11 protein-coding genes and 1 pseudogene are annotated in these 12,237 nt (G+C 44.3%); 3 read left to right on the top strand and 9 right to left on the bottom strand.

Annotated elements, in window-relative coordinates; all coding sequences use genetic code 11:
* Positions 1-278 precede the first annotated feature (278 nt).
* The 9 genes and pseudogenes from MiSe_RS01740 to MiSe_RS01700 all read right to left on the bottom strand — a co-directional run bounded on the left by MiSe_RS01740 (position 279) and on the right by MiSe_RS01700 (position 10,025).
* Positions 279-1,454, bottom strand: a complete 1,176-nt coding sequence (locus MiSe_RS01740) for a hybrid sensor histidine kinase/response regulator (RefSeq protein WP_226573408.1) — start codon at positions 1,452-1,454, stop codon at positions 279-281.
* Between the two features lie 78 nt (positions 1,455-1,532).
* Positions 1,533-1,979 (bottom strand): response regulator, encoded by a 447-nt coding sequence (locus MiSe_RS01735; RefSeq protein WP_444980448.1) that lies wholly within the window; start codon positions 1,977-1,979, stop codon positions 1,533-1,535.
* Positions 1,924-4,245 (bottom strand): sensor histidine kinase, encoded by a 2,322-nt coding sequence (locus MiSe_RS01730; protein ID WP_226573394.1) that lies wholly within the window; start codon positions 4,243-4,245, stop codon positions 1,924-1,926. The genes MiSe_RS01735 and MiSe_RS01730 overlap by 56 nt, the downstream gene beginning before the upstream one ends.
* Positions 4,242-4,388, bottom strand: coding sequence for a hypothetical protein (locus tag MiSe_RS01725; protein ID WP_226573392.1), 147 nt, complete (start codon positions 4,386-4,388; stop codon positions 4,242-4,244). The genes MiSe_RS01730 and MiSe_RS01725 overlap by 4 nt, the downstream gene beginning before the upstream one ends.
* A gap of 665 nt (positions 4,389-5,053) precedes the next feature.
* Positions 5,054-7,153 (bottom strand): M3 family metallopeptidase, encoded by a 2,100-nt coding sequence (locus MiSe_RS01720; protein ID WP_226573389.1) that lies wholly within the window; start codon positions 7,151-7,153, stop codon positions 5,054-5,056.
* 418 nt (positions 7,154-7,571) lie between these two features.
* Positions 7,572-8,504, bottom strand: a complete 933-nt coding sequence (gene rbsK / locus MiSe_RS01715; protein WP_226573386.1) for a ribokinase — start codon at positions 8,502-8,504, stop codon at positions 7,572-7,574.
* A gap of 156 nt (positions 8,505-8,660) precedes the next feature.
* Positions 8,661-9,035, bottom strand: a pseudogene (locus tag MiSe_RS01710) (stress protein); the annotation flags it as partial.
* A 68-nt stretch (positions 9,036-9,103) separates the two neighbouring features.
* Positions 9,104-9,571 carry a transposase gene (locus MiSe_RS01705; RefSeq protein ID WP_264196274.1) on the bottom strand — a complete coding sequence of 156 codons (468 nt, stop codon included), beginning with the start codon at positions 9,569-9,571 and terminating at the stop codon, positions 9,104-9,106.
* 97 nt (positions 9,572-9,668) lie between these two features.
* The gene (locus tag MiSe_RS01700) at positions 9,669-10,025 is read right to left on the bottom strand and encodes a helix-turn-helix domain-containing protein (protein ID WP_226573384.1); all 357 of its coding nucleotides are present in this window, start codon (positions 10,023-10,025) and stop codon (positions 9,669-9,671) included.
* 56 nt (positions 10,026-10,081) lie between these two features.
* On the opposite strand from MiSe_RS01700, the gene MiSe_RS01695 reads away from it, so the two are divergent.
* The 3 genes from MiSe_RS01695 to MiSe_RS01685 all read left to right on the top strand — a co-directional run bounded on the left by MiSe_RS01695 (position 10,082) and on the right by MiSe_RS01685 (position 12,144).
* Positions 10,082-10,447, top strand: a complete 366-nt coding sequence (locus MiSe_RS01695) for a DUF1822 family protein (protein WP_226573381.1) — start codon at positions 10,082-10,084, stop codon at positions 10,445-10,447.
* Between the two features lie 168 nt (positions 10,448-10,615).
* Entirely contained in the window at positions 10,616-10,891 is a 276-nt protein-coding gene (locus tag MiSe_RS01690) for a hypothetical protein (protein ID WP_226573379.1), read from the top strand.
* 8 nt (positions 10,892-10,899) lie between these two features.
* Entirely contained in the window at positions 10,900-12,144 is a 1,245-nt protein-coding gene (locus MiSe_RS01685) for a CHAT domain-containing protein (protein ID WP_226573376.1), read from the top strand.
* The last annotated feature ends 93 nt before the right edge of the window (positions 12,145-12,237 follow it).

Below are 12,237 nucleotides of genomic sequence, written 5' to 3'. Positions count from 1 at the left end.
GATTTATCCCCAAAGATTGTATATTGTCGTTATAGTAGGGGCACGGCATAGATAACTTTTGATTTATCCCCAAAGATTGTATATTGCCGTTATAGTAGGGGCACGGCATAGATAACTTTTGATTTATCCCCAAAGATTGTATATTGCCGTTATAGTAGGGGCACGGCATAGATAACTTTTGATTTATACCCAAAGATTGTATATTGCCGTGCCCCTACAACTTGAAATTTATTTAAATGCTAATTTCAATGCCAAAGAAGCTCAGCGCTTACGCAATCTTACCCAGAATTGCAATAGGTTTGCACCATCACCGGCAGCGTCACGATAAACGTCGTGCCAACTCCCTCTTCACTTTGCACGGAAATCTCGCCTCCATGCGCCTCCACACACCTTTTGACAATGGCTAATCCTAAACCAGTACCGGGAATTGTATCGACATTACTGGCGCGGTGGAAAGGTTCAAACAGTCGTTCTTGGTCTTCTTCTGGAATGCCAATTCCTTGGTCTTGAATCCGGAAAATAACTGTTTTTTCCTGACCGATTAATTCAAATCTAATTATACCACCTTCCGGTGAATATTTAATCGCGTTGGCGAGTAAATTGGTCAAAATGTGTCGCAGAAGATTTTCATCCCATACCGCCTCGACGAATACCCCACCCGTTGTAAAAACAAGCTGATGTTTCTCGCCTATATTGAGTTTTAGCTCTTCAATCAAATCGTGGCAAAATAGTTTTAAAGCTAAGGGAGTGGGGCGAAACTCAAATTTACCGGCATCGGCTTTACCGAGTACTAAAGCTTCATCCAATAACTGCGCCATGTTTTTGATAGCTGAGCGAATTAATTGGTAATGAGCGTGTTTTTTCTCCCGCGTTAATTTTTGTTCGTGGTGTTGCAGAAATCCAGCCGAAAGCAGAATAGCATTTAAAGGATTGCGGAAATCGTGAGACAGCATCGAGACGAATTCAGATTTGAGTTGATTGATTTCTTTGGCTTTCATCAACTCAGCGGTTCGTTCCTCAACGCGAGTTTCTAAGGTTTTATTTAATTCCCGTAAGGATTCCGACATTTGCTTGCGTTCGATCGCATAATAGAGCGATCGCACCAACAATTGCGAATTTACCTGGCGCTTGACCAGATAATCTTGCGCTCCTTGGCGCACCGCCTCTATCGCCAGTTCGTCATCGTTGGTATTCGTTAGCACCACAATCGGTACGCTAGGGGCAAGACTTATCAGCGGCAAGAGGGAGGCTAATCCTTGGCTATCTGGTAGCGTTAAATCCAACAATATCGCATCAAACGAATCTTGATTTAGTTGTTCAAGAGCTTCCCGCAATCGTTTCACATGCACCAGACTAAACTGCTTGGACTTAGCTTGCTGCAAAAACTCTTCTAACAATCTAGCTTCTGCCAGACTGTCTTCAATCAACAATATTTTTAGCGCGCTTGCAAGCATATTCTTTTGGTTCTTCCCTTTCTCCTCCTTTGATAGTCTGCCCAATCTAAACTCTAAAATCCCAAATCCAAAATCCTATCACTCCGACGGTAAAGTAACTGTTGCTAGCCAAAAATCTTCAATCCCCTTAACTATTTTAAATAGTTCGTTGAGATTGCGGGATTTGGTGATGTAGCAATTGACGTGCAATTCGTAGCTGTGGTGAATATCCTCCTCATTCCTAGAAGTTGTCAGCACGACGACCGGAATGCGTTTCAAGTCCGGGTCGGCTTTAATTTCTGCTAGCACCTCTCGACCATCTTTTTTGGGCAAGTTTAAATCTAGCAGAATCAGGTCAGGACGCAATGCTTCAGTATACTCTCCTTCGCGGCGGAGATATGCGATCGCGTCCATCCCATTCCTCACCGCCACCACCTGGTGGGACACCGGGCTATCTTTCAATGCCTCTTGTATTAAACGAATATCCGCTTTATTGTCCTCTACCAAAAAGATGATTTTGGGTCTTTCGCCCATTTCTACGCTCACGCTCGCGTCCTCCGACTGGAATTGTAAAATAAAAAGTTGCACCTTGTCCTAATTCTGACTCAACCCAGATCCGACCTCGGTGACATTCCACAATCTTTTTACAAATCGCTAATCCCATCCCCGTACCTGGGTATTCATCCCGCGCGTGCAGGCGTTGAAAAATCACAAATATGCGCTCGGAAAATTGCGGGTCAATCCCAATCCCGTTATCCTTGACTGAAAATAACCACGCATCTTCTAAACGAGACGCTCCTATATGAATTACAGGGGTTTCTTCGCTGCGGAACTTGATAGCATTCCCGATCAGATTTTGGAATAGCTGCATCATTTGAGTGCTATCTGCCATCACCGTTGGCATGGGATCCTGGGTAATAACGGCTCGACTTTCACCGATGCGTCGTCGCAGGTTGCTAAGCGCTTTATCCAAGGATTTTTCCACATCAGTCAGCTTAAATTCGCTGCCTTGAATATCTACCTTTGAATAAGCCAGCACGTCATCAATTAAAGTTTGCATCAAGCTGACTCCTTCAACGGTAAAGCTAATAAATTCTTTAGCATCTTCGTCGAGTTGGTCGCAATAACGCATCTCTAACAATTGCACGTAATTCGCCACTTGATTGAGCGGTTCTTGCAAGTCGTGGGATGCTACATAAGCAAACTTTTTCAGTTCGGCGTTGGAACGTTCTAAATCTTGCGCTAATTGAGCCAGTTCATCGGCTTGACGCAGCACGATGTTAATAATTGCCTTTCGCAATTCCAGTGCAGTTTTAACTTCTACCTGTTTCCAGGGCAGCGATGTTAATCGAACGGTTTCTTTCCACAATTCAAATGATTTACGCGGACACAAGCGCAAATTCCCCTCGGCGCGATTTAATTCATAAGCCTGATTCGGGTTGCCTCCCCAATTGACCGTTTTAATTACTTCTGGTCGGAACCACAAAACGTAGTTTTTCTTGGAAATAGGAATTGCTAGCAAGCCGCTGGCGACGTTTTTATACTTCTCTGCATCGGGATAAATCCTCGGCAAAGAATCGGTATAGAAGACTTCTTCTTGAACGTTATTCTTGAGCCATTGGACTAAGAAATTCAAATCTTCTTCTTTGGGAGTCTCGCCGATGGTGGTAAAATAGTTGCCAAAACAGACGGCAGCACCAGTAGCGCTTGCTAATTCCAGCAAATTCGGCTGGTGTTTAACTAACCCGTCAATAAAGTTTTCTTCTTGGGACATGTATTCAATCAAGGCTGATTGAACGTAGTTTAATTTCATCTGATAGTCGTAATCTTCGGTTTCTTCTTTCGCCGAGATTTCCGAAAATACTACTCGACCCAAGAATTCGCAAGCTTTCCGCAACTCGTAAGACACGTGTTTGGGTGTCTGATGGTGACAAGCAATCAGTCCCCAGAGTTTTTGGTCTTTCATTAAAGAAATCGTCAGACTCGCCCCAACTCCCATATTGTGCAGGTATTCCATATGACAGTCAGCCGCACTTCTGAGCAGAGAAAAAGTTAAATCTAGCCGTTGCTGACTGATGGGATTATTAGCTGGAAAAAGTCCGACGGGTTGAGCTTTGGTATCCGGGATTAATCTGATCCAATTCGAGGTAAAAAATGTTCTGGCTGGTTTGGGAATATCTGACTCTGGGTAGTGTAGACCCAGGTAAGATTCCATACTGTCTAATTTTTCTTCGGCGATGACGGCTCCATGTCCATCCTCATCAAATTTATACAGCATCACCCGGTCAAAACCCGTTACTTTTCGGACTTCCTGGACAATAATTTGACAAAAGTCGCGCAGATTGGCTGTTTTTTCTAACTGGTTAATCGATGCTCTTGCTAAATGATAAAAGCTGAGGAACGGGATGCTTTCTTGTGAGAATGTTGGATCTAATTCCAAAATCAGAAACCCATCTTTGTTGCGATGAAAAAGTGCATCAAATACTAGATAATTATCGCCTTGGGTGCGCGCCCAAACTTTGGTGGGATTGATGTAATCAAAATTTTCGTCGGTTAACCCGGCTTTAATTCTCTCTACTTGGTAGGGATCGAGGATTTCTTCTATAGTCTTTTGCAGCATTTCTTGGGGCGATCTGCCGAAAACCGCGTAGGTATTGCTGCTCGTTTGTAATATTTTTAGGTCGGTTTCTTCTAATACAAACAAAACCCCGTGAGGCTGAATTCGCCCCGATAGCTGAGTGGCTAGCTGCATTGCTTCTTGTTCCAAGCTAGCCAAATTAATATCTTGTCCTTGTCTGTCGATGTCTATCATGATTTTTCTCCGTTATCGGGGTGACTAATTTCTGTGCGATCGCAACACTCCCTCGATGTCACTCCCGCAGCATTCTCAAACTTACTTGCAGACGAGCAAACTAATGCCGATGCTAAAATCTGGTTGCCTTCAATTGCGCTCAAAATTTTCTGACTCGTTTTGCAGTGTCTTCCCCATCTGCTTGCGTTAAACAGCATAGCACGGGAAGCTAACCTGCCTTATCATCAAAATGTAAAAAATTGTACAAAACAAGGAACTCTTCTGTTTCTGATGCGACTGCGAGGCTAAGGGCAGGAGCGAGATTTTTAGCGAAAATTTCCCTTTTTTTGCGGGTGACGCGACTGATTAATGTAACAATTTATGTGGGATTCGTAACGCTTGAAAATATCTTTTCTTATTTATATAAACTGAAATGCAGAAACTCGGTTTCTTTGACAATACCTTCGCCCATCGTCTGATATCATGCCCGGTTGCATCGGTAGCGTCAGCAAAGGAAGGGTTTAACGAGATATCTGGTAGTTCCACTGAATGGTTGGTAAAACCCGCCCCTACAACATCAAAAATGATACACACCCTTTGCTACCGGACGTGATGAAATGCCCCCATGCTAAAGCATGGGGCTACACAAACAAAGCAAGGCGTAGCGGGCTAAAATTCTTACAGGCTGCTCTGGCAGCCTTTGTTTGTTTAGCGATACTAAAGCATGGGGCTACACAAACAAAGCAAGGCGTAGCGGGCTAAAATTCTTACAGGCTGCTCTGGCAGCCTTTGTTTGTGTAGCGATACCCTTTAGGGTATCGGCTTTTGATTAAGCAGCTAAACCGCTGTGTCTGAGTAAGGGTGTAACAGAAGGTTCGCGTCCTCGGAAGGCTTTAAAGACTTCCATCGGGTGTAAACTTCCGCCTAAAGCGAGGACGGTATTGCGGAAGCGCGATCCGGTGGTAGCGATCGCATCCTCCCGCTCCAAACCAGCTTCTTCAAACGCCGCAAACGCATCCGCACTCAATACTTCAGCCCATTTATAGCTGTAATAACCCGCCGCATAACCGCCAGCGAAGATATGTCCGAAGCTACATAAAAAGCCATCTTCGGGTAGGGGTGGCAAAATCGTGGTGGTTTTGGCGACGCGGCGACGCACATCGGCTGCGGTTTCCTCGCCACCGGGTTGATAGCGGTGGTGCAATTCTAAGTCAACCAAGCTAAAGTGCAACTGGCGCAGCATCACACTACCACTCATATAAGTGCGCGCAGCCAATAGTTTTTGGTAATAATGCTCTGGTAGCGGTTCCCCTGTTTCGTAATGTTTCGCCATTCCCATCAAAGTGGGTCGTTCGTAACACCAGTTTTCCATAAACTGGCTCGGCAGTTCTACCGCATCCCACTCAACGTTATTAATGCCCGATGCTTTGGGATAATCTACCTTTGTCAGCATGTGTTGCAAACCGTGTCCAAATTCGTGGAATAAAGTTTCCACTTCGCCAAAGGTCATCAAGCTGGGTTTACCATCGACTGGGGGACTTTGATTGCAGACCAAATACGCGACAGGTAACCTGGTTTTGGGCGTCCCCGCTTCGATAATTTTGGCGCGCACAATGCACTCATCCATCCAAGCACCGCCCCGCTTTTCTGCTGGACGACTGTATGGATCTAAATAGAAGTAAGCGATCGCATTCCCCGTTTCGTCCGCAATTTGGAAATATCGTACATCCTCGTGCCATACTGGTGCTTGACCATCGGCAGCAGTTATGGTAATGCCAAACAACCGCTTGGCTAAACCAAACAAACCATCTAGCACTTGCGGTAAGGGGAAATAAGGGCGCAACTCTTCCGCACTAAAGGCAAATTTTTCTTCCCGCTGCCTTTCCGACCAAAATGGGATATCCCAGTGTTTCAAGTCCAGAGCTGACTCTGCACCTTTCGATGCTGCAAAAGCTTTCAGTTCTTCTAATTCCTTCCAAGCAGCATCGTAACTAACGCGGCGCAGTTCTTCTAGCAGCGCTTCTACTGCATCCACGTTGGGAGCCATTTTACTGGCTAAACTTAATTCGGCATAGCTGTTAAACCCGAGTAGCTGCGCCTGTTTTTGACGCAGTTCTAATATGCGTTCAAGCAGCGGATTGTTATCTAACTCCCCACTAGAGGCGCGACTGATATAAGCTTTGTAGAGTTTTTCCCGCAAGTCGCGTCTAGTGCTGTGCTGCAAAAAGGGGAAGTAACTGGGGAAGTCCAGAGTGATGCGCCAGGGTCCATTTTCCGGGGTGGCGTTTTCTTCTCCTGCGACGCGAGCAGAAGAGGCGGCTAAACTGAGTAAGCTTCGCGGTAAACCGTCAACTTCGTCAAAGCTGGTTAAGGTAAGGCTAAAAGCTTTAGTCGCGTCTAGGACGTGGTTCGAGAATTTGGTAGAAAGTTCAGCCAGTTCGAGTTTGATTTTGTTGAATTCGTCTCGCTTTTCTCCTTCAAATCCTACACCCGATAGTTCCGCATCTCGGATTGCCGCTTCTACAATCCGCTGTTGTGCCGACTCTAAACTTTCCCAAGTATCACCCGCCCGTAGTGCCTTAAACGCCTCGTAGATCGGTTTGCTTTGGCTGAGCTTGTTCCAAAATTGTACAACCAGAGGCTGTACCGTTTCCTGGGCTTGGCGCAGTTCGGGGCTATTCTTGACCCCCATCAAATGATTTACTACACCCCAACTCCAATTTAAGCGCTCTGTCAATCTATCTAAAGGTTCAACCAAGCCGTTCCAAGTTGGTTTTACCCTAGCCTCCAATCTGGCAAGCTCCTCATCTAGTTCAGCCAGTAGCTGGGTTATTGCAGGTACCACATGCTCAGGCTTAATCGCATCAAACGGCGGCAACCCTTTGCCTCTTAATAACAGGTTATCGGTAACGCTGGTAGTTGCAATCATGGGTGGTTTTTATACCAGTTTAAAGTTAATTGTCAGTGAATTCTCCCAGCTTATCCCTTCCACGTAGGTTGGGGGAGAGGTAGCAGCTTCAGGTCGAGACGCAAAAGTCGCCCGGAACTAAGGCTGAGCTATATCCCAGCCTTACCGGACTCAATGCGGCTACTCCTATCCTAGAGGACTTTAGCCGGAATGGCTGTTGCCTAAAAATCCAGCTCCACCCGGGGCGATGGTAATAAATCATACTGGTACGTGGATTTCGGTGGTAATATTTGTAGATAAAAATTTGGGGCGATCGCCGCCCAAAAAACACTCCCTACCCACTTCTCTCTTCTTTTCTCTTACCTCTGCGTCCTGGAGCGTCCTCTGCGGTTGATTAAATAGGTATTTTTGCGGCAGGAAACGAGTAAGTGATGAAAGCTCACAGAATTTGGCGATCTTTGAGAAACTGGTTAAATGTATCGCGGGAGGGCATCGAAGGCATTGCACCGGGAAGGGTAGTAGCGATCGCACCCGCCGCCGCACCCCATACCACCGCCTGTCGCAGCGAATGTCCTTCTGTTAAAGCTGCTACCAAACCCCCATTAAATGCATCTCCAGCAGCAGTTGTATCCACCGCTTCCACGGGAAATGCTGGCACGAAGAAACTCTCATCCTCTGTAGCACAGCAAACACCCAATGCCCCTAATTTGACAATGGCAGTTTTCACCCCCCGCTGACGCAATACCGCAGCAGCTTCAAGTGCCGTTTCCGGGTTATTAACTGGAAAACCAACTAATTGCGCCGCTTCGATTTCATTTGGGGTAATAATATCTACCAGTGGATAAATTTCATCCGGGATATCTTTCTGCGCGGGTGCTGGATCTAAAATGACTGATATTCCGGCATTCCGAGCGGCTTTTGCTGCTAAAATTACAGCCGATAAAGGGATCTCTAATTGCAATAACAAAGCGGCTGCATTGTCAAAAATATTACTCAATCTTTCCACATCTTCAGTATTTACGCGACGATTGGCACCGGGAACGACGATAATATTATTTTGCCCGCTATCTTCTACGGCAATAATTGCGACACCGGAATGAGCTTCGGTATCGGTTAAGACGTAATCTGTGGATACGCCATAGGTTTGCAGACTGGCGAGGAGGGAGTTACCTTCGGCATCTTTTCCCACCCTTCCCACCATATAAGTTGGGATACCCAATTTTGCCATTGCTACCGCCTGATTTGCGCCTTTTCCCCCCGGTGCGGTAAAAAAATCATGACCTAGTAGGGTTTCTCCCGGAATGGGTAACCGGGGTGTTTTTACTACTAAGTCCATGTTGATGCTACCGAAAACGATTACTTTATTGGTCATGAGTCAGTAGGGGCTATTCAATCTATACTACCCCCAATAAGAATACCCCTTCCAGTCGCCTGGAAGGGGCTAGCAAGGATTTCTCAGGAGGGTATGTTTCTGGTGTCGGATAAGTTGGAGATTGGGCTATTTATGCTCTTCGTCTTCTGACTACGACTATGACGGTTTGAATTTTACATAACCACCATTTTTGTCAAACCGGCCTATAAAAGCCCAGTTAATCCATCCACCATCGCCTTGATTGATGAATTCACCACTTTCAAACACCCAAATACCGTAATGTATGCCGTCATAAACTGCTGAACCATAGAATACAACACCTTTAAATCTTTCCTGATAGTTTTGGTTCAAATTAAAAACCATCACATGGTATCGCTTACCCAAATTGTGTCGCTTCGCAGCAAAACGCGCAGCATAATAAGCTGTGTTCGCTAAATTTTTCACAAATCCGCTACGGTTTTGAGCAGATTTGATATCGGATCTGATTTGGTTAGCAATGCCAAGTAAATCCATGTTAACAGATAGACCTACACCAGACTGTGCCATCATAATTTGTTGCTTGTTATATACAGCATATTCGGAGTTCATGAGGTACAGTATCAGCAATTTGTCAACCAATTTTTGATATGTTCAGGATTAATTAATTCTGCTATTTTTATTAAAACATCAACTCCAGAGGCATTCTTTGGATAAAATTGTTTCAAGAATGCTTTTAATTGTGACCACCAATGCTCGATGGGATTAAATTCAGGGGAATAGGGAGACAGGTATAGAACAGCACCAACAGATTCAATTAAGGGTTTAATTTCTACGACTTGATGTGCCGGAAGATTATCCATTACAACTACTGCACCAGTCCATAATTGTGGTAACAAAAAATGTTCGATGACTTTATATGCATCTCCATCCATCGAGCCGTTTAAAGTCATGACAGCTAAAACTTTCTTTAAACTGATTCCCCCGATTACACTAACTTTTGCACCTCGATAATATGGCTTAAAATCATACAACCTACTGCCGCGTTCGCTTCTACCATGAGTTCGAGTCAAACCCAGTAAGACACCCATTTCATCAATAAAAACAAGGTTTTATGGGTCTACTTGTCTTACTTTCTCCCAATACTAGATTCTCAGTTTTTGGACTCTTTCTGTTTTCGCTTGGCTACTACGTAAAGTTTTTTTTTCGTGTTAGATTGTGTTTTTGCAATGCACCACACATTACACTTGCACATACCCAAATGTTATATTTTTCTCCAAAATACTCACAGTATTCGGATAAAGTTGCATCCGGATGTTTTTTAACCATTTCCGCTAATTCGCTACTGTAGTCATCCAATCTACCCTTCATTGCACCACCTTGCTTTTTGGGTTCTAGATGACCGAGTGTTCTCTTTTGTTGGAGGAGCTTTTGTACGTAGCTTTTCGCTACGCCAAATTGAACAGCTACTTTTCGGATTGACGTGTTACCTCTTTCATAAGCATTTACTATTTTTTCTCGCAAATCAATTGAGTACGGTTTCATTGTAATTTTCGATGCACTAATACCTGTACCTCATTAACCTCGAAACTGCTGTAAAAGTGAGACGGGGAAAGGTGATCGATCTAGGAATAGAATTAGCAGGTCATCCGTTCATTTTGATTATCAATCTTTCGCGAGAAAACGAAGATACCGTGGCAGTTAATTTGCAGGTGTATCCAACAGGAGAAAATAGTTATTTACCCCCAGGACTCAAACTGATTGTACTTGATGAGTCAGAGGAAATTTTCAAAGAAGTTACAGCCAGAAGCGCTGATAAATTCATCCAATATCAGTTTGAGGCCGAACGGGGAGATCGATTTGGGGTGAAAGTAGATTGGCAGGGTGTTAGCATTACCGAAAAGTTCGCCATCTCAGAGCTTGAACCACCGCCATCACCTTTGTTTATTGCAAATGATGAAACGTGAAAATTTTGATTTTTCGTTCATCAAACTGATTTCTTAAGCCTTATTAATAAAGGTGTAAGATGCGAGTCTTTTACGGGGGCGGTTTACGCTGCCGTTACAATATTCTAACCCTTGACAAATAAGGCTTTGAGCTTTGTTTCTTAAGAAGAATACTTAAGGGTGCTGGCAATGGGTAAGCTGATCGTACTGGAGATATATGGAGACTTTGAGCATGGATTTGCCGTAAATTTGGTAATTAAGGAAGACAACAAACACACCCCTACTTTAACGAGAAGCGGTAAGTTGCCCAGAAATCCAGATCTTCTCAATCAATATCGCCAATGGCAGTCGCTTTACCGCAACTTAGAGGCGTTTTACCGTTCCCTTAAAGAAAAACAGGGACAGGTAACAAACTATTCTCAAAAACCTGAAGCTTTTGCAGCTTCCAGGCGGCTAAAGCGTTAAAAACAAGCATGAATACCTGGCTGAAATTGGAAAATCGGTTTCGCGTTATTGAGGACGAATTGTGCCGTCAACTGAAGTCATCCAAAGATGTGCGAGTGTTGCTGCGAACTTACAACATTTGGCTGCGAAGACTACCTTGGCATCTGTGGGATTTGCCCCTGGAAACCCAACCAGAAATCATCTTCAGCGTTCCTGAGTTTGAATTAGTTAAAAAACCAGCTTCACCTTCTGCTAAGGGAAAAGTTAAAATTTTGGCGATTTTTGGCCCTGGCATTAATCCCGAATCAGAGAGGCAAGCTTTGAAAAATTTAGCTCGACAAGCAAAAATCGAATTTCTTATACAGCCTTCAGTAGAAGAGTTGAACGATCGGCTTTGGGAACAGGGATGGGACATTCTATTTTTTGCTGGACATAGTTTGACTCAACCCAATAGTCAACAGGGAATAATTCAGATTAATGAGGAATATTGGTTAACAATTGATGAATTAAAATACGCCCTGAAGAAAGCTGTAGAAAAAGGTTTACAGCTAGCGATTTTCAACTCTTGCGACGGGTTAGGATTAGCACAACAGCTAGCAGAAGAAGCGATATACTTGCCTTTTGTGATTGTGATGCGGGAACCCGTGCCTGATGAGGTCGCTCCCAAATTTTTTCGGTATTTTTTGGAGGAATATGCCAAGAGGGGAACTGCTTTAGACACCGCTATACGCAATGCAAGGCAAAGATTACACGGTTTAGAGAAAAAATATCCTTGTGCTAGCTGGTTACCTGCATTTTGTCAGAGTTCGGAAGAGACACCGCTGACTTGGCAGCAATTGCTCAAAAGAAACAGCCTGTTTTCACCGCCGTACAGATGGCGCATTCTCCGTACAGTGCTTGTTGCCAGTTTAGCGATCGCCTGTTTGCTAATGGTGCCGGGGTGGCAAGAAAGGCTGCGAACATGGGAATTACCAGCTTACAACTCTTTAAAGCCGCTCCTGATCGAAGTGGGGAGTAAGCTAATTTTGATTTGGCCTTGGTGGGGTAATGCTCTTTGGATAGGGGTTTGGTCATTAATAGGAGGCTTGCTTGCTTGGCAATCTAAATCGTTAGTAGACCTTGGTGCTTATGCGATCGCACTCGGTATTTTGTACGGACTCTATTTTGTCTTCTTGACCCAAGGCATTATGATACCGCTGCTTGCTTCAGCGATAGCTTTACTAATTACTGGTACTTGTTTAACTTTATATATTATCTTTCAATGCAGAGTCTGAAGTTCTCGTCTATCTGTGAAGGGATACTGCGATTAAATATATTCAACAACTCTTGAGCAAAAAACTATCTTAAGTCGAGTTTTAATAAGCAAA

Source organism: Microseira wollei NIES-4236 (assembly GCF_020521235.1).
In the GTDB taxonomy this organism is placed as follows: Bacteria; Cyanobacteriota; Cyanobacteriia; order Cyanobacteriales; family Aerosakkonemataceae; genus Microseira; species Microseira wollei.
The sequence above is the reverse complement of the archived record's forward strand: the minus strand, read 5'-3'. Positions and strand labels throughout refer to the sequence as shown.

Excerpts from the sequence above, each read along its gene's own strand:
- MiSe_RS01690 (WP_226573379.1), top strand. The coding sequence starts at position 10,616 with ATGGGTAAGCTGATCGTACTGGAGATATATGGAGACTTTGAGCATGGA.
- rbsK (WP_226573386.1), bottom strand. The coding sequence starts at position 8,504 with ATGACCAATAAAGTAATCGTTTTCGGTAGCATCAACATGGACTTAGTA.
- MiSe_RS01685 (WP_226573376.1), top strand. The coding sequence starts at position 10,900 with ATGAATACCTGGCTGAAATTGGAAAATCGGTTTCGCGTTATTGAGGAC.
- MiSe_RS01705 (WP_264196274.1), bottom strand. The coding sequence starts at position 9,571 with ATGGGTGTCTTACTGGGTTTGACTCGAACTCATGGTAGAAGCGAACGC.
- MiSe_RS01700 (WP_226573384.1), bottom strand. The coding sequence starts at position 10,025 with ATGAAACCGTACTCAATTGATTTGCGAGAAAAAATAGTAAATGCTTAT.
- MiSe_RS01720 (WP_226573389.1), bottom strand. The coding sequence starts at position 7,153 with ATGATTGCAACTACCAGCGTTACCGATAACCTGTTATTAAGAGGCAAA.
- MiSe_RS01730 (WP_226573394.1), bottom strand. The coding sequence starts at position 4,245 with ATGATAGACATCGACAGACAAGGACAAGATATTAATTTGGCTAGCTTG.
- MiSe_RS01740 (WP_226573408.1), bottom strand. The coding sequence starts at position 1,454 with ATGCTTGCAAGCGCGCTAAAAATATTGTTGATTGAAGACAGTCTGGCA.